This window comes from Hydrogenophaga sp. (genome assembly GCF_035481345.1).
Classification (GTDB): Bacteria; Pseudomonadota; Gammaproteobacteria; order Burkholderiales; family Burkholderiaceae_C; genus Hydrogenophaga.
Map to the genome: position 1 here is coordinate 13,758 of NZ_DATIGV010000092.1, position 19,695 is coordinate 33,452.

General features: G+C 71.0%; 19 protein-coding genes. 7 read left to right on the forward strand and 12 right to left on the reverse strand.

Translation table 11 applies throughout. The features are described from left to right. Positions 1–5: 5 nt before the first annotated feature. Complete coding sequence (locus VLG41_RS09980; protein WP_325349240.1) at positions 6–1,307, forward strand: heme biosynthesis HemY N-terminal domain-containing protein; 1,302 nt, start codon at positions 6–8, stop codon at positions 1,305–1,307. 122 nt (positions 1,308–1,429) lie between these two features. On the opposite strand, the gene VLG41_RS09985 is transcribed toward VLG41_RS09980, so the two are convergent. Continuing rightward, the gene (locus VLG41_RS09985) at positions 1,430–4,342 is read right to left on the reverse strand and encodes an Rne/Rng family ribonuclease (RefSeq protein WP_325349241.1); all 2,913 of its coding nucleotides are present in this window, start codon (positions 4,340–4,342) and stop codon (positions 1,430–1,432) included. Between the two features lie 560 nt (positions 4,343–4,902). On the opposite strand from VLG41_RS09985, the gene VLG41_RS09990 reads away from it, so the two are divergent. The 3 genes from VLG41_RS09990 (at position 4,903) to VLG41_RS10000 (ending at position 6,840) form a co-directional block, all read left to right on the forward strand. Further along, complete coding sequence (locus VLG41_RS09990) at positions 4,903–5,877, forward strand: RluA family pseudouridine synthase (protein WP_325349258.1); 975 nt, start codon at positions 4,903–4,905, stop codon at positions 5,875–5,877. 72 nt (positions 5,878–5,949) lie between these two features. Beyond that, the gene (locus VLG41_RS09995; RefSeq protein ID WP_325349242.1) at positions 5,950–6,258 is read left to right on the forward strand and encodes an H-NS histone family protein; all 309 of its coding nucleotides are present in this window, start codon (positions 5,950–5,952) and stop codon (positions 6,256–6,258) included. A gap of 75 nt (positions 6,259–6,333) precedes the next feature. Next, positions 6,334–6,840 carry a low molecular weight protein-tyrosine-phosphatase gene (locus VLG41_RS10000; RefSeq protein WP_325349243.1) on the forward strand — a complete coding sequence of 169 codons (507 nt, stop codon included), beginning with the start codon at positions 6,334–6,336 and terminating at the stop codon, positions 6,838–6,840. Here the strand turns inward: VLG41_RS10000 and VLG41_RS10005 are convergent. The 3 genes from VLG41_RS10005 to VLG41_RS10015 all read right to left on the reverse strand — a co-directional run bounded on the left by VLG41_RS10005 (position 6,828) and on the right by VLG41_RS10015 (position 10,420). After that, positions 6,828–7,805 (reverse strand): NAD-dependent epimerase, encoded by a 978-nt coding sequence (locus VLG41_RS10005; RefSeq protein WP_325349244.1) that lies wholly within the window; start codon positions 7,803–7,805, stop codon positions 6,828–6,830. The genes VLG41_RS10000 and VLG41_RS10005 overlap by 13 nt on opposite strands. Positions 7,806–7,835: 30 nt before the next feature. Beyond that, positions 7,836–9,527 carry an AMP-binding protein gene (locus VLG41_RS10010; protein WP_325349245.1) on the reverse strand — a complete coding sequence of 564 codons (1,692 nt, stop codon included), beginning with the start codon at positions 9,525–9,527 and terminating at the stop codon, positions 7,836–7,838. 95 nt (positions 9,528–9,622) lie between these two features. Next, on the reverse strand, positions 9,623–10,420 hold the full coding sequence (locus VLG41_RS10015) for a hydratase (RefSeq protein WP_325349246.1): 798 nt from the start codon (positions 10,418–10,420) through the stop codon (positions 9,623–9,625). A 38-nt stretch (positions 10,421–10,458) separates the two neighbouring features. Here VLG41_RS10015 and VLG41_RS10020 point away from each other — a divergent pair, with 38 nt between their 5' ends. Next, positions 10,459–11,151: an alpha/beta hydrolase gene (locus VLG41_RS10020; RefSeq protein ID WP_325349247.1), complete on the forward strand. Its 693-nt coding sequence runs from the start codon at positions 10,459–10,461 to the stop codon at positions 11,149–11,151. On the opposite strand, the gene VLG41_RS10025 is transcribed toward VLG41_RS10020, so the two are convergent. Continuing rightward, positions 11,120–12,085, reverse strand: a complete 966-nt coding sequence (locus VLG41_RS10025; RefSeq protein WP_325349248.1) for an EamA family transporter — start codon at positions 12,083–12,085, stop codon at positions 11,120–11,122. The two genes, VLG41_RS10020 and VLG41_RS10025, sit on opposite strands and share 32 nt — an antisense overlap. 70 nt (positions 12,086–12,155) lie before the next feature. On the opposite strand from VLG41_RS10025, the gene VLG41_RS10030 reads away from it, so the two are divergent. Together VLG41_RS10030 and VLG41_RS10035 are read left to right on the forward strand one after the other, a co-directional pair. Further along, positions 12,156–12,629 carry an Lrp/AsnC family transcriptional regulator gene (locus tag VLG41_RS10030; protein ID WP_325349249.1) on the forward strand — a complete coding sequence of 158 codons (474 nt, stop codon included), beginning with the start codon at positions 12,156–12,158 and terminating at the stop codon, positions 12,627–12,629. A 99-nt stretch (positions 12,630–12,728) separates the two neighbouring features. Next, on the forward strand, positions 12,729–14,054 hold the full coding sequence (locus VLG41_RS10035) for a glycerate kinase (RefSeq protein WP_325349250.1): 1,326 nt from the start codon (positions 12,729–12,731) through the stop codon (positions 14,052–14,054). Here VLG41_RS10035 and VLG41_RS10040 read toward each other — a convergent pair. The 7 genes from VLG41_RS10040 to VLG41_RS10070 all read right to left on the reverse strand — a co-directional run. After that, a complete protein-coding gene (locus VLG41_RS10040; protein ID WP_325349251.1) occupies positions 14,051–15,016 on the reverse strand; it encodes a succinylglutamate desuccinylase/aspartoacylase domain-containing protein in 966 nt (321 codons plus the stop codon). The genes VLG41_RS10035 and VLG41_RS10040 overlap by 4 nt on opposite strands. Next, positions 15,016–16,005, reverse strand: a complete 990-nt coding sequence (locus VLG41_RS10045) for a tripartite tricarboxylate transporter substrate binding protein (RefSeq protein WP_325349252.1) — start codon at positions 16,003–16,005, stop codon at positions 15,016–15,018. Before VLG41_RS10045 ends, VLG41_RS10040 begins: the two co-directional genes overlap by 1 nt. A 114-nt stretch (positions 16,006–16,119) precedes the next feature. Then, complete coding sequence (locus tag VLG41_RS10050; RefSeq protein ID WP_325349253.1) at positions 16,120–17,010, reverse strand: LysR family transcriptional regulator; 891 nt, start codon at positions 17,008–17,010, stop codon at positions 16,120–16,122. Between the two features lie 57 nt (positions 17,011–17,067). Further along, positions 17,068–17,223: a hypothetical protein gene (locus VLG41_RS10055; RefSeq protein ID WP_325349254.1), complete on the reverse strand. Its 156-nt coding sequence runs from the start codon at positions 17,221–17,223 to the stop codon at positions 17,068–17,070. A gap of 46 nt (positions 17,224–17,269) precedes the next feature. Further along, the gene (gene nadE / locus VLG41_RS10060; RefSeq protein ID WP_325349255.1) at positions 17,270–18,244 is read right to left on the reverse strand and encodes an NAD(+) synthase; all 975 of its coding nucleotides are present in this window, start codon (positions 18,242–18,244) and stop codon (positions 17,270–17,272) included. After that, a complete protein-coding gene (locus VLG41_RS10065) occupies positions 18,244–18,498 on the reverse strand; it encodes an acyl carrier protein (RefSeq protein ID WP_325349256.1) in 255 nt (84 codons plus the stop codon). Before VLG41_RS10065 ends, nadE begins: the two co-directional genes overlap by 1 nt. Before the next feature lie 35 nt (positions 18,499–18,533). After that, positions 18,534–19,695 (reverse strand): class I adenylate-forming enzyme family protein (locus VLG41_RS10070; RefSeq protein ID WP_325349257.1); only part of this gene is annotated, 1,162 nt, incomplete at its 5' end.

Genomic DNA, 19,695 nt, shown 5'->3' on the forward strand with positions numbered 1-19,695 from the left:
GCGCCATGCGCAGCGTGTTCTGGCTGCTGGGTCTGGCCGCGCTCGCCGTGGCGCTGGCCATGCTGGTGGGCCACAACCGCGGCACCGTCACCCTGTTCTGGCCGCCCTGGCGCTTCGACGTCTCCTTCAACTTCGCGCTGTTCGTGCTCATCGGCGGTTTTGCGCTGCTGTACGCCGCGCTGCGCGCGCTGGCCCTGCTGCGCGACCTGCCGCTGCAGGCGCGGCGCTGGCGCAGCCAGCAAATGGAACGCGCCGTGGTGGGCTGGGTGCTCGACGCGCTGTCGAACCAGCTCGCGGGCCGTTTCGTGCGCGCGCAGTCGGCGGCCCGCCATGCGCTCGATCACCTCGATGGCAGCACCAGTGCCGACTGGCCCCGGCGCGAGCAGTTGCGCGCACTGGCCCATCTGCTGGCCGCCGAAAGCGCCCATTCGCTGCAGAACCGCGCGCAGCGCGACGAACACCTGCAGACCGCGCTGAGCGCCACGATGGCGCGCACCTCGCCCGAGGTGCTGGAGGGTGCGCTGCTGCGCGCCACGCGCTGGGCCGTGGAAGACCGCGACGCCAGCGCCGCGCGCGCGCGCCTGGCCGAACTGCCGCAGGGCGCGCAGCGCCGGGTGCAGGCCCTGCGCCTGAAGCTGCGTGTGGCGCGCCTGGGCGACGCCACGGGCGAGGCCCTCGAAACCGCGCGCCTGCTCGCCAAGCACCGCGCCTTCTCGCCCGAGGCCGCGCGCAGCCTGTTGCTGGGCTTGGCGCTCGACGCCCTGCGGGGCGCGCACGACCTCACCCAACTGCAGCGCGTGTGGGACGGGCTCGACCCGGCCGAGCGCGCCATACCCGAGCTGGCACTCGCGGCGGCCGACCGCGCGCACGCGCTCTCGCCACTGGAAACGGCGGATGGCCAGGACGCCGCCGAAGGGGTGCAGGGCGAAGACGTCGCCGCGCGGGTGCGCGGCTGGCTGGCGCCCTTGTGGGACGACTTCGGTTCGCTGGACGAACGCCACCAGGCGCGCCTGGCGCTCGCACTCGAGCCCGACCTGCCGCACCTGGACGCGGCCGGCCTGGCGCGCCTGGAGCTGCTGCAGCGCCAGTGGCCGCAGAACCCGCACCTGCAGTACCTGGCGGGCCAGGCCTGCCTGCACCGCCAGTTGTGGGGCAAGGCCGCCCAGTTGCTGGGCTTGGCGCGCAGCGGCCTGCGCGACGCCACGCTGTGCCGGCGCACCTGGCGCTCGCTGGCCCGGCTGGCCGAAGAGCGGGGCGACGCCGAGGCCGCGCGGGCGGCCTGGCAGCAGGCGGCGCAAATCGATTGACGGCGCGTCGCTCGGCCAGCGGGTGAACGCGCTCGCTGACGGACCAAGTCAAAAGGCCAGCGCGGGTGCGCTGGCCTTTTCTTTGGGTGACACGAAGCGGCGCGGGTGGCCGCGCCGACCGATCAGCGCTGCTCGAACGGCAGCGTCATGTCGCGCAGGTCCTTGCGGGTCTCGACCAGCACCAGCGGGCCTTCATCGAGCGCCACGGGCGGCTTGGGCTCGCGCGGCACATGCAGGGGCGCCGGCTCGGCCGCGATGGCGGCTTGCACCTGGGCGACTTTCTCGGCGTCGGAGTTGACCCATTCCAGGCCGCTGGAAGCGGCCACGGCCTGGAGCTCGTTGACGCTGAGCGTGTAGGCCTGAACCTTGGGCATGCCCTGCGGCGTGGCCACCGGGGCGGGCGCGGGGGGCGTCAGCGGGGCTGCGGCCACCGGGGCCGAGACCGCGGGTGCAGGCGCTGCGACGGGCGTCGGTGCATGGGCGGCTGGCGCGGCCACCGGCGCGGCGGGCATGGTGAAGTAGCTGCGCACCGGCGGCGTGTCCTCGGTGGCTTCGCCTTCGATGGCCATGGGCACGGTGTCGCCAGCCTCGGCGGGCGCTTCGGCGGCGTCCTCGCGCGGACCGCGCTCGCGGCGATCGCGGCCATAACGGTCGCGGGTGCGGCGCTCGCGCGGCGCGCGCTGGGCCGTGTCGGCGTCGCCTGACTCGGGGCTGGTGGCCACGGCATCGGCCGGCGCGGGGGCTTCCTCGCCGCTGCGCGGCGCGTCCTGACCCTCTGGACGGCGGCGCTGTTCGCCATCGCGACCCTCACGACCCTCCCGACCGCCGCGGCCACGGCGCGGCTCGCGGCGGGCTTGCGCTTCGGCGTTGTCGGCGGCTTCGGTGGCCGGTGCCACATTGGTGTTCAGCTCGGCGTTGTCGGCGGCAGGCGCCTCGCGGCGCTCGCCCCGGCGGTCGCGGCGGTTCTCGCCCTGGCCGCGTGCGCCTTCGCCTCGGCCCTCACCCCGGCCTTCACCGCGGTTGTCGGTGCGGCCTTCGCCGCGGTTGTCCTGGCGGGCTTCGCCGCGGCGGTTCTCGCCGTTGCGGCCGCCGCCCTGGCGCTGGCCCTCGGCGGCCTGCGCCTCACGCGGCTGGCCATCGCGCTGGCCACGGCCTTCGCGGTTGTCGCGGCCTTCCCGGCCCTCACCACGGCCGCCTCGGCCGCCACGGCCTCGGCCGCCATCACGACGGGCTTCGCCCTTGCCGGCTTCCTTGCCAGCGGGCGTCGCCGGCGCGGGCGCGGGGCTGGGCGTCGCGGCGGGCGTGCCACCGAACAGCTTCTTGAGGAAGCCGAAGAAGCCCGCCTCCGCCGGTGCGGCGACCGGTTGGGCCACGGGAGCCGCCACCGGGGCCACGGGCGCGGGCGTCGGCTTGGGCACGGCCACGGGCGCCGGCGCGTCGGGCAGCACGCCCTTGATCACCGGCTCTTGCTTGTTGGTGCGCTCCTGGCTGCGGCGCGTGAAGCTGGCCACGTCGTCCACTTCCTCGGCCAGCTTGTAGCTGGAGTCGAGGTTGTCCAGGCGCGGGTCGTCGTGCTTCAGGCGCTCGAGCTTGTAGTTGGGCGTGTCGAGCGACTTGTTGGGCACCAGCAGCACGTTGATGCGCTGCTTGAGTTCGATCTTGGTGATCTCGGTGCGCTTCTCGTTGAGCAGGAAGCTCGCGACCTCGACCGGCACCTGCACCAGCACGGCGGCCGTGCTGTCCTTGAGCGATTCTTCCTGGATGACGCGCAGGATCTGCAGCGCGGAGGACTCGGTGTCGCGGATGTGGCCGGAGCCACCGCAGCGCGGGCAGGGAATGGAGGCGCCTTCGCTGAGCATGGGCTTCAGGCGCTGCCGGCTCATTTCGAGCAGGCCGAACTTGCTGATGGAGCTGAACTGCACGCGCGCGCGGTCCTGGCGCAGCGCGTCGCGCAGGCGGTTCTCCACCTCGCGGCGGTTCTTGCTCTCCTCCATGTCGATGAAGTCGATCACGATCAGGCCGCCCAGGTCGCGCAGGCGCGCCTGGCGCGCCACCTCGTCGGCGGCCTCCAGGTTGGTGCGCGTAGCGGTTTCCTCGATGTCGCCACCCTTGATGGCGCGCGCCGAGTTCACGTCCACGGCCACCAGGGCTTCGGTCTGGTCGATGACGATGGCGCCGCCGCTGGGCAGTTGCACGATGCGGCTGTAGGCGGTCTCGATCTGGTGCTCGATCTGGAAGCGGCTGAACAGCGGCGCGTCGTCGCGGTAGCGCTTCACGCGGTGCCCGTGCTCGGGCATCACGTGGCTCATGAACTGGTGCGCCTGCTCGTAGATGTCATCGGTGTCGATGAGGATCTCGCCGATGTCGCTGTTGAAGTAGTCGCGGATGGCGCGGATCACCAGGCTCGATTCCTGGTAGATCAGGAAGGCGCCCTTGCCGGCACCTGCCGCGCCGTCGATCGCGGTCCAGAGCTTGAGCAGGTAGTTCAGGTCCCACTGCAGTTCGGCGGCGTCGCGGCCGATGCCGGCCGTGCGCGCGATGATGCTCATGCCATTGGGGTACTCGAGCTGGTCGAGCGCGGCCTTGAGTTCGGCGCGTTCCTCGCCCTCGATGCGGCGCGAGACGCCACCGCCGCGCGGGTTGTTGGGCATCAGCACCACGTAGCGGCCGGCCAGGCTGATGAAGGTGGTGAGGGCCGCGCCCTTGTTGCCGCGCTCTTCCTTCTCGACCTGGACGATGAGTTCCTGGCCTTCCTTGATCACGTCCTGGATGCGCGCCTGGGACGGCGAGACATTGCCCTGGAAGAACTGGCGGGCGATTTCCTTGAACGGCAGGAAGCCGTGGCGGTCTTCGCCGTAGTCGACGAAGCAGGCCTCCAGCGAGGGCTCGACGCGCGTGACGACGGCCTTGTAGATGTTGCCCTTGCGCTGTTCGCGCCCCTCGATCTCGATTTCGTAGTCGAGCAGTTTCTGCCCGTCCACGATCGCCAGGCGGCGCTCTTCGGCCTGCGTGGCGTTGATCAGCATGCGTTTCATGATGCGTTTTCCCTTCGTTGGCACACGGCGGCGCGCGGGCTGATGTGCCCGTGCCGCCCGCAAGGCCAGGAAGCCGCACACGCAACGAACGGTGGAGGAATTGCCGGAGAGCCGTGACCGGGCAATGGCGCGCGCGCTCGGGCGCTGCGACGGGGTGCCGGGTCGGGCATGGGCGCGTGGAGTCGAGGGCAGGGCCGCTAGGGGCCGACGGCTGTCGGTGACAGCATCGGGCCTCGGTGGCTGCTGGGTCGTCTCCTCGTCCAGGCCGTTGCTGTCGGGGCCTGGACGATTGGGGTATTCCGTTGTCGGTTCGCTGTGGGTCTGCGGATTCCACCGCGGCGTCCTCCGGCTCGGGGCCGACCGGGATGCGCAACTGTCAGCATCGGGATCGGGCGCGAGGCCGGGTGCCGTGGCTGGCCACCTTCGCCCGCCGGGCTCCCGGCACTTCCGGGTCGGCCACTGCGATGTTCGCTGCCTTAAACTCAAGACAAATCAAACACTTACAGCACACAACGGGCGTCGCGCATTATAGACACGTCCCCCGCGTCCGTGGTGGATACATGAAAGCCCCAATCGACACCCCGCCCGCCGTCCGCCACATCACCGTGGACGAGGAATCCGATGGCCAGCGGCTGGACAACTTCCTGATGCGCCAGCTCAAGGGCGTGCCCAAGACGCACATCTACCGCGTGATTCGTTCGGGCGAGGTGCGCCGCAACAAGGCCCGCGCCAGCGCCGACGAGCGCCTCGCCACCGGCGACGTGCTGCGCATCCCGCCGATCCGCGTTTCCCAGCGCGCCGAAGAAAAGGCCGAGCGGCCCGCGCCCGCGCGCGAATTTCCCGTGGTGCACGAAGACGAGGGATTGTTGGCCATCGACAAGCCCGCCGGCGTGGCGGTGCACGGCGGCAGCGGCGTGAGTTTCGGTGTCATCGAACAATTGCGCCAATCGCGGCCCACCGCCCGCCTGCTCGAATTGGTGCATCGGCTGGACCGCGAAACCAGCGGCCTGTTGCTCATTGCGAAAAAGAAGAGCGTGCTCAAGGCGTTGCAGGACCAGTTTCGCGAACGCGAAACCGGCAAGACCTATCTGGCGCTGGTGCTGGGCGATTGGCCGGCATCGCGCAAGGTGATCGACGCGCCGCTGCACAAGTACCTGCTGGCCGACGGCGAGCGGCGCGTGCGCGTGACCAGCGCCGACGACGCCGATGGCATGCGGGCGATCACTCTCGTCAGGGTGGCCCGCCGCTGGGCCTCGTCGCCGGACGGGCGTGGCCCGCTGAGCCTGCTGGAGGTGACCATCAAGACCGGGCGCACGCACCAGATCCGGGTGCATCTGGCCAGCGCCGGCCACCCCATCGCCGGCGACGACAAATACGGCGATTTCGAGCGCAACCGCGAATTGGCGCGGGCCGGCCTCAAACGCATGTTCCTGCACGCGTGGCGCTTGCGGCTGACCCACCCACAAACACAATCACCGCTGGAATTGCAAACCGAATTACCCCCGGAACTGCAACGTTTCGTCGATTCGCTGTGAAAACGGAATAGAATTCGCGCGGCATCGCTCGATGCCCCCGAATCATTTCACAAAGCGACAAGGATTACCGACATGGCAACGTATTCCGAACTGATGGCACAGGCGCAATCGCTGATGGCGCAGGCCGAGCAGGCACGCAAGGACGAACTGTCCAACGTGATCGCCGATATCAAAGCCAAGATGAAGCAATACGGCATCACCGTGGCCGATCTGGGGGGTGGCGCCTCGGTGGGCCGCAAGGCGGGCAAATCCAAGTCGGTGGCCGCGCCCAAGTACCGCGGCCCCAACGGCGAGCTGTGGGCGGGTGGCCCGGGCCGCAAGCCGCAGTGGGTGCGCGACGCGCTGGCCGCCGGCAAGGACCTGGACAGCTACAAGATCTGAGCGCCACACCCCGCTGATGACGAGCCCGCCATTCGGCGGGCTTTTTCATGGTCGCGGCTCGTTATGCTCGCGCCCATGCAACAGCTTCAACAGGTTCTGGTGGTCTGCATGGGCAACATCTGCCGCTCGCCCATGGCCAGCGCGGTGTTGCAGGCCGAGGTGCAGCGACGCGGCCTGCAGGGGCGCGTGGCGGTGGAGTCGGCCGGCGTCTACGGTGGCCATGCCGGGGAGCGCGCCGACGGCCGCGCGCGCCAATTGGCCAAGGCGCGCGGCTACGCGGCCATCGAAGCCGAGCGCGCGCGGGCGGTGAGCGCGGAGGACTTCGAGCGCTTCGACGCCATCCTTGCCATGGACGAGAGCAACCTGGCGCAACTGCGGCGCCGCTGCCCGCCCGCGCAGGCGCACAAGCTGCACCTGTTCCTGGACTACGCGGGCCTGGGTTTCGAGGAAGTGCCCGATCCGTACTACGGGCCGCGCGAAGGCTTCGAGAACGTGATGGTGATGTGCGAGCGCGCGGCGCCGCGCGTGATCGAGCGCCTCACCGGCGCGCCGGATCCGCTCACACCACCTCAGGCCTTGTAGTAGTCGCGGTACCAGCGCACGAAGCGTTCGATGCCCTCGGCCAGCGGCGTGGCGGGCGCGAAGCCCACCCATTCGTGCAAGGCCTTCGTGCTGGCGTAGGTGGCGGGCACGTCGCCGGGCTGCATGGGCAGCAGGCGCTTGGTGGCCTCGCGGCCCGTGGCGCGCTCGATGCAGGCGATGAATTCCATCAGGGGCACCGGGTCGTGGTTGCCGATGTTGAACACGCGGTACGGCGCGCCGCCCTCGGTCTCGGGCGTGGCGGGCTTGTCCAGCACGCGCAGCACGCCTTCGACGATGTCGTCGATCCAGGTGAAGTCGCGCTTCATGTCGCCGTGGTTGAACACGTCGATGCCGCGGCCTTCCAGCACGGCCTTGGTGAAGGAGAAGTAGGCCATGTCGGGCCGGCCCCAGGGCCCGTACACGGTGAAGAAGCGCAGGCCGGTGGCCGGCAGCCGGTAGAGGTGGCTGTAGGTGTGCGCCATCAGCTCGTTGGCTTTCTTGGTGGCGGCGTACAGGCTCACGGGGTGGTCGACCGGGTCGCTTTCCTCGAAGGGCATCTTGGTGTTGCCGCCGTACACGCTGGAGCTGGAGGCGTAGACCAGGTGTCCCACGCCCTGCGCGCGGCAGCCTTCGAGCACGTGGCCGAAGCCGGTGAGGTTGCTCTCGAGGTAGGCGTGCGGGTGGGTGATGGAGTAGCGCACGCCGGCCTGCGCGGCCAGGTGCACCACGGCGTCGAAGCGCTCGCGGGCGAACAGCGCCTCCATGCCAGCGCGGTCGGCCACGTCCAGCCGCTCGAATCGAAAACCCGGCCGCCCTTGCAACTGCGCGAGCCGCGCCTGCTTGAGCGCGGGGTCGTAGTAGTCGTTGAGGTTGTCGATGCCGGTGACCGTGTCACCGCGCGCCAGCAGGCGCTGCGCGGTGTGCATGCCGATGAAGCCGGCCGCGCCGGTGAGCAGGATGTGCATCCCGCGATCGTAGTGCAGGTCGGTGGCGGATCAGTCGGCCCAGAGAACAGGGCGGCCCGTGGTCTCCCAGTTCTCGTAGTGGCGCGCGTATACGTCCTCGATGCGGTTGCGCTTGACCTTGAAGGTGGGCGTGATCATGTCGTTGTCCACCGTCCAGGGCGTGGACACCACCACCAGGCACTGCATCTGCTCGTGCGGGTCGAGCGTGGCGTTGATGGCCGCGCGGTGCTCCGCGAGCGAGCGCTCCAGCGCGGCGCGCTCCTCGGGAATCTTCGCCTTCTCGGCCGCGTCGGGGCTCAACATGCAGATGCCCAGCGGCTGGCCCAGGTTGGCGCCGGTGACCACGCAGGCCTCCACGGCATCGTGCATCACCAGCTTGTCCTCGATGGGCGCCGGCGCCACGTACTTGCCTTTGCCGGTCTTGAACAGGTCCTTCACGCGGCCGGTGATGCGCAGCAGGCCACCCGCGTCGATGCTGCCCTTGTCGCCGGTCTTGAGCCAGCCATCCTCGGTGAAGGCCTCGCGGCTTTTCTCGGGTTCCTTGTAGTAGCCCTGCATCAGGGCCTGGCTGCGCATCTGGATCTCGCCGGTCTGCGGGTCGATGCGCTGCTCCACCCCCGGGTAGGTCGGCCCCACGCTGCCCTGCTGGTTCTTGCCCGCTTCGGTGATGTGGGAGAGCGCGAGGTTCTCGGTCATGCCGTAGCCCTCGTTGATGGGGATGCCCAGCTTCGCGTACCACTGCAGCAGCGCGGGCGGCATGGGCGCGGCGCCGCCGGCGGCGAACTGGCACTGGTCCAGGCCCAGGGCCTTCTGGATCTTGCGGCGCACGATGCCGCCCAGGAGGGGAATGCCGAGCAGGCGCTGCAGCTTGGCCGGCGGCATCTTGTGGTGGATGCCCTGCTGGAACTTGACCCACAGGCGCGGGACCGAGAAGAACACCGTGGGCCGCGCGCGCTGCAGGTCGGCCGCGAAGGTGTCCAGCGACTCGGCGAAGAACACGTGCATGCCCGTGCGCAGCCAGCCGTGCTCCACCAGCATGCGCTCCACCACATGGGCCAGCGGCAGGTAGCTCAGCATGCGGTCGTTCTGCGTGAGGGGAATGCGCGCCAGGCCCTTGTCCAGCGCCCAGGCGAAGTTGCCGAAGCTGTGCATCACGCCCTTGGGCAGGCCGGTGGTGCCGGAGGTGTAGATCAGCGTGGCGAGGTCGTCCTCGTCGCGCACGGGATGGCCCTTCAGGGGTTCGGTGCGCGCGCAGATGGCGTCCCAGCCGTCGTAGGACTGGATGGCGTCCACCGGTGACAGTGGGTAGCTGATGCAGGGCAGGCCGGCGGGCACGCCGGGCTTCATGCCGTCCCAGCCGTCGAGCTTGCCCACGAACAGGGCCTTCGACTCGCTGTGCGTGAGGATCTGGCGGATGGTCTCGGGCGCCAGCGTGGGGTACAGCGGCACCGACACATAGCCCGCCATCCAGATCGCCAGGTCGCTCATCATCCACCACGCGCAGTTCTTGGACAGGATGGCCACCTTGCTGCCGGGGGCCCAGCCCTGCGCCTGCAGGTGCGCGGCCATGCGACGGGTCTGATCGGCGACCTGGGCCCAGGTGAAGTCGTGCACCACGCCGCCGCCCATGGGCTGTGTCAGGGCCACGCGCGCGGGTGCCTTCTTCTCCCAGTCGTACAGGCGTTGCAGGGCCAGCAGGTCGTCGGCGATCTTCGCGCTCATGAACGGGTCTCCTTGGTTTGAAACCCGCCCAATCTAGCGAGGGGGCGCCGATTCCCTCATTGGGTTTTCCCCGTGTCGGCCAACGATTGGGGAGCTCACTCCAGCCGCAGCGTCAGTGGCGAGAGCGGCGCGTCGAAGGCGCCATGCCAGGTCTGACCCGGGGCCACGGGCCAGGCGTCGGTCCAGGTGCCCGTGGTGACGATGTCGCCCGCTTGCAGCGCGGGCGCGCCGGGGCAGGCGCCATGCGCCTGCACGAAGTGCCACAGGGCCTGCACGGGGCCGTCGAGCACGGCCGCGCCATTGCCCTGGTCCAGCGCCTCGCCGTCGCGCGCGAGCACCACGCCCGCGCCGGCCAGCGCCGCGTCCAGGCCCACGGCGTCGGGGGCGATGTCGCGCACCGGCACACGCCGGCCCACCAGCAGACGCGCGTGCAGCCCGCCGTCGGCCACGGTGTCGGGCGCCGCGAACTTCCAGCCCGCCAGGTGCGACTGCACGATCTCGAAGCCCGGCGCGACCCAGTCGAGCGCTTCGAACAGGTCGGCGACGCAGGCAATGGCGGCGGGCGCCGCGCGGAAACCGAACACCGCCTCGGGCTCGATGCGCGGTTCGCAGGTGTGCGCCAGGTCGAGCCGGCCTTCGCCTTCGCAGAACACCACCGTGCGGTCGTACACCGTGCCCCAGATGGGCGCGTACACGTTGTAGACCGGCCAGATGCCGCGGTTGGTGAAGCCCACCTTGTAGCCCAGCGCGCGTTCGCCTCGCGCCACGCGCAGCGCGCGCACGGCCAGGGCGTCGGCGTAGGCGCGGTCGAGGGTGTAGGTGGGGTCGGTGCTCAGGCGCGCCGCCCAGGGCAGGCCGTTGTCGACGTGGTGCAGCAGGGTTTGGGGTGTCATGCGGGCATTGTGGTGGGTGCGCGGCTATGCTGCCACCCATGAACGACACCGGACTCGAACTCCTCGAAGGCCGCTCGGGCGCGCCCGACGCGCCCACCGCGGCCAGCCTCATCGTGTTGCACGGCCTGGGCGCCGACGGCAACGACTTCGTGCCCGTGGCGCAGATGCTGGACCTCACGAAGGTGGGCGCGGTGCGCTTCGTTTTTCCGAGCGCGCCGGTGCGCCCTGTCACGCTCAACGGCGGCTACGCCATGCGCGCCTGGTACGACATCTTCCCGCCCTCGTCGCACGCGGCGCAGCCGCGGCAGGAAGACGAGCCCGGCCTGCGCGCCTCGATGGCGCAGGTGCAGGCGCTCATCGACCGCGAGGTCGCGATGGGCGTGCCGGCCTCGCGCATCGTGCTCATGGGCTTCTCGCAGGGCTGCGCCATGACGCTGCTCACCGGCCTGCGCGCGCCGCAGCGCCTGGCCGGGCTGGTGGCACTGTCGGGCTACCTGCCGCTGCCCGCCACCACGTCGGCCGAGCGCAGCGCAGCCAATGCCGGCCTGCCCGTGTTCATGGGCCACGGCGAAGACGACGAGATCGTGGCGCCCTCACGCGGCGAGGCCGCGCGCGATGCGTTGCTGGCGCTGGGCCACCCCGTGGAGTGGCACAGCTACCCCATGGGTCACAGCGTGTGCCCCGAGGAAGTGGGCGACCTCAACCGCTGGTTGCTCGACGTCCTGCGCTGAAGCGACGCCAGAGCGCGGTGGCGGCGTCCATCACCGGCCGCCCGTAGAGGATCAACGCCAGCGCCACGCCGATCAGGGGCAGGGCGATGAACACCCAGCCCGTGAGCCGCTCGCCGCCGAGCCACACGCCCACCGCCAGCGCCACCACCGGGTTCACGAAGGAGTAGCTGCCCGCCAGCGCCGCGCTGGTGTTCTTGAGCAGCCACAGGTAGGCGTTGAGCGTGACCATGGTGCCCATCACCACCAGGTACAGCCAGGCCAGGGCGGAGGCCGCCGACACCTGCGCCCACTGGAAGCCGCGCGCACCGGGCTCGAACAGCAGCCCCGCCACCGCGCACATCAGCCCGCCCAGCAGCCATTGCGCGGCCGAGGCCATGGCCGGCGGCGGCAGCACGAGCTTGCGCGAGGCGTACGAGCCCAGGCTCCAGGCCAGCGGCGCGCCGAAGGCGCACAGCGTGCCGAGCAGGGTGGTGGAGAAGTCGCCCTCCAGCGCCAGCAGCATGGCACCCGCCGCGCCCAGCACCAGGCCCAGCCAGCTCGTCAGCGGCACGCGCTCGCCGCCCCAGCGGGTCCACAGCGCCAGCCACATGGGCATGGTGGTCACCACGGTGGCCATCAAGCCGGAGCCGATGCCCGCCTTCTGCGCCAGCACCACCAGCGCCATGGCCGCGAAGGCCATCAGGCCGCCGATGAGCGCGCTGGCGCGCCACTGCGCCGCCGTGGGCCAGGCCAGGCCCTGCCAGCGCGCGATGGCCAGCATGGCCAGGCCCGCCGCCACGAAGCGCGCGCCGTTCATCAGCACCGGCGGCAGGGTCTGCATGGCCACGGCCAGCGCGAAGTAGGTGGTGCCCCAGACGAGGTAGACGATGAGCAGCGCCAGGGCCAGGCGCCAGGATTGGCCTTCGGGGCCGAATCGGTTGAAAATGGACGGCATGCGGCCACCTGTGACGTAATATTTCCGGCGGATTGCCTGGAGGCCGTATTTTTATCAGAACTGAGCGCGCATGCAAGCAAATATTCAGCTCGACGACATCGACGCCGGAATTCTTACGGCCTTGAGTGGTGACAGCCGCCGTTCGTACGCCGACGTGGCGGCCGAGGTGGGCCTGTCCACCGCCGCCGTGCACGAGCGCGTGAAGAAGATGGTCGAGCGCGGCGTGATCGAGCGCTTCTCCTTGCGCGTGAACCCGGAGCGCGTGGGCCTGCACTTCACGGCCTTCGTGGCCATCCGCAACGACGGGGGCGTGCACTGCCGCGAGATCGCCCCGCGCCTGCGCGAGTTGCCCGAGGTGCTGGAGCTGCACAGCGTGGCCGGCGAACACGACTTCATCGCCAAGCTGCGCACCACCCATGCGCGCGCGCTGGAGGACGTGCTCTACGCCATCAAGGCCATCCCCGGCGTGGCGCGCACCACCAGCACCGTGGTGCTGAGCACCGAGTTCGAGGAACGGCCGCTGCGCTGGCCCGGCGCGGCCTGAAGAGCCCCCACGCTCCGCCGCTTCGCGGGTCGCCCCTTGCAGGGCGCGTGTTGTGGACAATGCCGGGTCGCCGCGAACCCGATCCACCCTCCGCACGAGATGAGCCCGTCCCTCCAAGACCCCCGCGCCCTGCTGCGCCACCTGTACGACGCGGCCGTGCGCCGCGCGCTGCCCCTGCACAACACCGCCGCCTTCCTGCCGCCGCCGCCCAAGGGGCGCACGGTGGTCATCGGCGCGGGCAAGGCCGGCGGCGCCATGGCCCAGGCCGTGGAGGCGCTGTGGCCGGCCGAGGCGCCGCTGTCGGGCCTCGTGGTCACGCGCTACCACCACACGCCGCCGCGCCCCGCGGGCTTGCGCGAGCGCATCGAGGTGGTGGAGGCCTCGCACCCCGTGCCCGACGCGGCCGGCCTGGCAGCCGCGCAGCGCATCCTGCAGCTCGTGCAGGGCCTCACGGCCGACGACCTCGTGCTGTGCCTCATCTCCGGTGGCGGCTCGGCCCTGCTCACGCTGCCTTGCGAAGGCCTCACGCTGGAGGACAAGCAGCGCATCAACCGCGAGCTGCTCGACAGCGGCGCGCACATCGGCGAGATGAACACCGTGCGCAAGCACCTCTCGCGCATCAAGGGCGGGCGGCTCGCGGCGGCCTGCGCGCCCGCGCAGGTGGTCACGCTCACCATCAGCGACGTGCCCGGCGACGACGTGAGCGTCATCGCCAGCGGCCCCACCGTGGCCGACGCCAGCACCTGCGCCGACGCGCTCGCCATCCTCGACCGCTACCGCATCGCCGTGCCCGCGCCGGTGCGCGCCGCGCTCGAATCCGGCGAACTGGAAACGCCCAAGCCCGGCGATGCGCGCCTGGCCGGCCACGACACGCGCCTCATCGCCACGCCGCAGCAGAGCCTGGAGGCCGCGGCCGAGGCGGCGCGCGCGCTGGGCCTGCAGGCGCACATCCTCAGCGACGAGATCGAGGGCGAGTCGCGCGAGGTCGGCAAGGTGCACGCGGCGCTGGCGCGCTCGGTGGCGCTGGGGCGCAGCACCTTCCAGGCGCCCTGCGTGCTGCTGAGCGGTGGCGAGACCACGGTGACGGTGCGGCCCCGCGCCGAAGGCCAGCCGCGCGGGCGCGGCGGCCGGGCGGGCGAGTTCTGCCTGGGCCTGGCCCAGGCGCTGGGCGGCCAGGCGAACGTGTGGGCCATTGCCGCCGACACCGATGGCATCGACGGCGTCGAGGACAACGCGGGGGCGATGGTCACGCCGGACACCTTGTCGCGCGCGGCGGCCCAGGGCCTGAAAGTGGGCCAGCACCTGGAACGCAACGACGCCTACGGCTTCTTCGATCCGCTCGGCGATCTGGTGGTCACCGGGCCCACCCACACCAACGTGAACGACTTTCGCGCGCTGCTGGTGTTGCCGCCCACCGCGAGCTAAGGCAGCGTCGCCCGGGCGAAGCGCACCAGCGTCGCGCCGGGCCTGGCGTGCAGCAAGGTCGGCATCACCAGCACGCAGTCGTCGTAGGGCGTGGTGACGGGCAGCGCCGCGTTCCAGCCAATCAGCGTGCCAGCCTTGGCGATGCGGTCGCCGCTCTTCCAGGGCTGCACGAAGACCGGGACCGAATCCGGCGCCACGGTCACGGCGTCGGTCACCACCAGCAGGGGCGCATCGGCAGGCCCTGCGTCCTGTCGCCAGTGGCGCGGGATGTCCGTGGCGTCCACCACGGCGCTGAGCGCGAGAAAGCGGGCGAGCGCGTCGAGGGCCACGTCCACCGATGAGCGCGCGCCGTGGTAGCCGCACTCCACCAGCAGGGCGAAGGCCTCCCGCGCCTCGGCGCGGCCGTAGCGCCCGTGGTCGCGCAGGCGAACGCCGGCCTTGTGGCCCCCGTCCGCCACCCGCAGGGCGCCGAGCCCCAGGGCGGCCGCGTGGGCGGCGTGGTGCGCCAGGGGGCCGGTGAGCGCCAGGGGCGGGCCGGGCTCGTGCATGGAGTGCAGATCGAGCAGCCAGTCGCTGGCCTCCACGTGCGGCAGCAGCTCCAGCGCGCGCCGGTGTTCGGACCCGGTCGCGGTGCCGTCGTGGCGCCAGGGCATGTCGCCCCACAGGCGGTTGAGGTCCGTGTGCAGGTAGCGCGAGACGTGCGGCCGTTGCGGGTCGAAGCGCGCGAAGGCCTCCAGGTTGGCCAGCACCACGCTGAGCGTGCCGCGCCGCGGCCGCAGCCCGCGCGACAGCAGCTCGCGCACGGCCCAGGCGCCGCACAGCTCGTTGCCGTGCACCAGCGCGCTCACCATCACGTGCCGGCCGGGCTCGGCCGCGGTCCATCGCCACACGCCGGGCGTGCCGGTGTTGCCGGCCAGCCAGGGGCCCATGTCGGGCGGCGAAATCTCGAATGGCGGCGGCATCACACGCGGATACCGGCCTGGTCGACGATGCGACGGTACTTGGCGATCTCGGCCGCCTGGAAGTCGGCCAGCACCGCACCCGAGGGGGCGATGGTCGCGCCCGAGGCCGTCAGCTTTTCCACCAACGCGGGGGCCTTGAGCGAGTCCGCCAGCGCGGCGCGCAGGCGCTGCGTGACCGGCGCCGGCAAGCCCGCCGGGCCCCACAGGCCGAACCAGGTGCCGATGTCGACCGTGCGCAGGCTGGGCGTTTCGGCCAGGGCCGGGATGTCGGGCGCCACGGGCGAGCGCTCGCGCTCGGTCACGCCGAGCGCCACCACCTTGCCCGCCTTGATCTGCGGCAGGCCGCTGGAGAGCACGTACACGCCCAGCTCCAACTGGCCACCGATCAGGTCGGTGGTGAGCGGGCCCACGCCGCGGTAGGGGATGTGCACGATGAACAGCCCGGCGGCCTGCTTGACCATCTCGCCCGCCAGGTTGAGCCCCGTGCCGATGCCGGAGGAGCCGTAGCTGAACTTGCCGGGGTTCTGCTTCACGCGCTCGATGAAGCTGGCGACGTCGGGCATGCCGGCGCGCGGGCTCGCCACCAGCACCATGGGCTGCGAGGCCACCATGCCCACGGGCGAGAAGTGCTTGAGCGGGTCGTAGCGCAGCGCGGAGTTGACCAGCCCCGCGATGGCCATTTCGTTGTTGCTGCCCAGCAGCAGGGTGTGCCCGTCGGGCGCGGCCTGCGCCACCTTCTGCGCGCCCAGCGCACCACCCGCGCCGCCGACGTTGTCGATGACGACCGGCTGGCCCAGCGCGCGGGCCAGGTGTTCGCCCAGCACGCGCGCCGTCAGGTCGGTGCTGCCGCCCGGGGGATAGCCCACCACCAGGGTGATTGGGCGGCTGGGGTAGTTGGGGCCCTGGGCCAGCACCGGCGCGCAGCCCAGGGCGGCGGCGGCACCCGAGAGGATCAGAACCTCACGGCGGCGGACAAGTGGGGACTTCATCGGCGCTCCTTGTAGGCTGCAACGGCGCAGCGGTGAAGCGGACTGTAGGCACCTCGACAAGGCGTTTCGTGCCGGATCGGCACCGAACCGTGCCGACCCGTGCGAGTCACCCGTCTAGCGGTTGCTGTGTTCCCAGGCGGCTTCGATCAAGTCGGACTGGCGCGCGCGGTGGCGGTACAGCCGCACCTCGAAGTGGATCTGGTCGCCGCGTCCGCCGAGCACCTTCAGCAGCCCGGCGCGCACCGCGGCCGCGGCCAGCGAATGCGGCAGCCAGGCCATGCCGAGTCCCTTGATGGCCAGCTCCAGCACCGCGTCGGCCGAGTCGCACACGATGGTGGGCGGCGGTTGTTGTCCGGTGCGGGTGGCGGTCAGATGGTCCTCGAGCAAACGGCCCAGGGTGAGGCTGGGCGCGTAGCCGATCCAGGTGGCGTCGAACAGGTCGTGGCGCGCGCGCCCCGATGCGTCGGCGCGCGCCACGGGCAGCAGCCGATCCGTGGCCAGGGTGAGGTGCCGGAAGCGCTGCCCGGTGAGGCCATAGGACAGCGCGGGGTGTTCGTAGCAGATCAGCAGGTCGACCTCGCCGCGCTCGAAGGTGGCGCAGATCTCCTCCATGGCCTGCGTGCGCAACTGCACCCGCGCGCCGCGGATGGTGGCGCGCAGGCGGCCCAGCCAGTCGGCCACCAGGGTGCGCGCCAGCGTTCGGCCGGTGCCCACGCGCAGCAGGCCGCTGCCTTGCCCTGCGGCGGCGTCGCGCGCGCCCCACTGCGTGCGCAGTTGCCGCAGCCCCGCCAGCAGCGGCGCGCTTTGCGTGAGCAGTGCCTGCCCCTCCGGGGTCAGGCGCACGGGCGCCCGGGTGCTGGCCACCAGGGGCACGCCCGCCCAGTCCTCCAGCGCGCGGATGCGCCGGCCGAAGGCCGGGTGCGTGACGTGGCGCGCCTCGGCCGCTTTCACGAAGCTGGCGCAGCGCTCCAGCGCGGCCAGGTCCTCGATGAGCTTGATGTCCATGGACGCGGGACCGGCGCGGGGCGGTGGCGGGCGGCGGCTACACCACCGCCATCGCCTTCACTTGTTCTTCATCTTGCCCTTGGGCATCACCGAGGTGACCGGTGGCGTCGGCCGCGGAGACAGGCTGGCGCCGGGAGAGGCTTCCTGCGGCGGGCTGCTGTCCTTCTTCGGCTTTTTCAACATCTTGTTGCTGCGCTGTTCGCCTTTGGGCATGTTGGGCTCCTCGATGAAGAGCGCAATGTAGCGCAAGGCCAGCCGCTCAGAGCGGCAGCAGTTCCGGTGCCGCGGCCAGGTACTCGGTGGCCCGCCGCTTGGCGCGGATGTCGTCGTACACGCGCTGCGCCTGTGCCGTGTCCATGTTCAGGGCCCGGCCCAGTTCCTCGGCCGAGTGCCCATGCTCCAGCGCCCACAGCGCCAGGTCCATCTGCGCGTAGGGCAGGGCGAAGTAGAACTCGTCCTGGCCCTGCGGCAGCGTGTAGGTGTCGGTGGTGGGCACGGCATTGCAGATCGCCTCGGGCAGGCCCAGGTGGCGCGCCATGGCATACACCTGAGTCTTGTAAAGGTGGGCAATGGGCTTGAGGTCGGCCGAGCCGTCGCCGTTCTTCACGAAGAAGCCCTGGTCGTACTCCAGCCGGTTGGGCGTGCCCACCACCGCGTAGTTCAGGCGGTCGGCGTGGAAGTAGTCCATGGTCTTGCGCACGCGCTGCTTGAAGTTGGTGGCGGCCACGATCTGCAGGTACTCGCGCAGCGGCAGGCGCACGCTCTGCTGCTCGCCGTCGGGCGACTGCACCACCAGCTTGAAGTAGTTGATGCCGCCCTCGACACCGCCGGCGATGACGATCTTGTTCTTCCAGCCTTCGCCGTAGGCGGGCACCACGCGGCGGATGGCCTCGTCGCGCTGACGGTAGCAACCCAGGGCCTCCAGCGCGGGCGCGATGTCGTGCACCTGGTACTCGATGCCCAGGTGCTCGGCCAGTTGGCGGCCGCGCTCGGTGCTGAAGCCGCTGGAATCGCGCTCGGGCAACAACAGGCCGAAGACCTTCTTCGCGCCGACGGCGCGCACGCTCAGCGCGGCGCAGACGGAGCTGTCGATGCCGCCGCTGATGGCCACCACCAGGCCGCGGCGGCGCAGCTTCTGCGTCAGCACGCGCGGGATCCAGTCGCTGATGCGCGCGAGCTCGGCCGCGCAGTCGAGTTCGAGGCTCTGCGGCCCCAGCGGCGTGGCGGCGCTCATCAGGCCACTGCCCGTTTGGTTTGAACGAATGCCTCGATCGCGTTCAGCGAGTCGAGGTTCTCCGGCACCATCTCGTCGTCGCCGATCTGGATGCCATAGGTTTCTTCCAGGTGCGCCACGAGTTCGAGGAAACCGGTGGAGTCGAGCACCTGGTGCTCCAGGAAGGATTCGTCGTCGCCGGGCGAGACGGCGCCAGCGCCCAGCAGCAGGTTCTCCTCGATGTAGCGCCGGACCTCGGCTTTGATGGTGCTCATGGTGGTGTGCTCGTTGGAATGAAAGGGAAACGGGTTCAGGCCAGGTCGCGCCGGCGCAGCTTGCCGGACTCGGTCTGGGGCAGTTGATCGACGAAGGCCACGGCCTTGGGCGCCATCCAGCTTTCCAGCCGGGCCTGGCAGTGGCGGATCACGTCGCGCTCGGCCAGCGTGGCGCCGGGCTTGAGCCGCACGTGCGCCTTCACGGCCAGGCCCAGGCGCTCGTCGGGCATGGGCGCGACGGCGGCTTCGAGCACGCCGGGCAGCTCGCAGATGGTGTGCTCCACCTCCAGTGGGTAGACCTTCTCGCCGCGCGACTTGAACATGTCGTCGGTGCGGCCGACGCAATAGAGCCAGCCGTGCTCGTCGCGGCGGAAGACGTCGCCGGTGCGCAGGGTGTGTTCACCCGGGCGCGGGCCCGGTGTGATGCGCGTGGCCAGGCCGGGCGGTGCGTTCCAGTAGCCGGCGCTCACGTGCGCGCCGCTCACCACCAGTTCGCCGGTGGCGCAGCCCTGGTCGGGCAGGCGCTGGCCGTGGTCGTCGACCAGCCAGTGTTCCTGGAAGGGCAGGCCGCGCCCCACGCTCTCGGGGCGGATGTCCACCTCATCGTGCGGCAGGTAACTCGCGCGCTTGCACTCGGTCAGGCCGTACATGAGCAGCAGCTTCGCCTGCGGCAGCCGCGCGCGCAACAACGCGGTGTGCGCGGCGGGCAGCGCAGCGGCGGCGTTGGTGATGAGGCGCAGCGCGGACAGGTCGTGGGCCGACAGGTCGAGCGCGAGCAGGCTGGCCCAGAGCATGGGCACGCCGGGGAATACCGTCACGCGCTCGGCCGCGAGGCGTTGCACCAGCTTCGCGGGAAAGGCCGCGGTGTTTTCCAGCACCAGCGTGGCGCCGATGCCCAGGCCCATGACCACGTGGTACAGGCCGTAGCTGAAGCTGGGCGGCAGCGCCAGGCCGATGACGTCGTCAGGCCGCAGTTGCAGGTAGGCCTGCACCGAGCGCCAGGCCGCCAGCATGTTGGCGTGGCTGAGCATCACGCCCTTGGGCTGGCCGGTGGTGCCGGAGGTGTAGATGAGGGTGCCGAGCTGGCTGGCGCTGGCGGGGCCGGGCAGGTCGGTGGCGCGGTTCGATGGCGAAGGCCACGCGAGGGCAGGCGAGGCCGTTTCGCCGCGCACCCACACCCGCAGCGAGGTGTCGTTC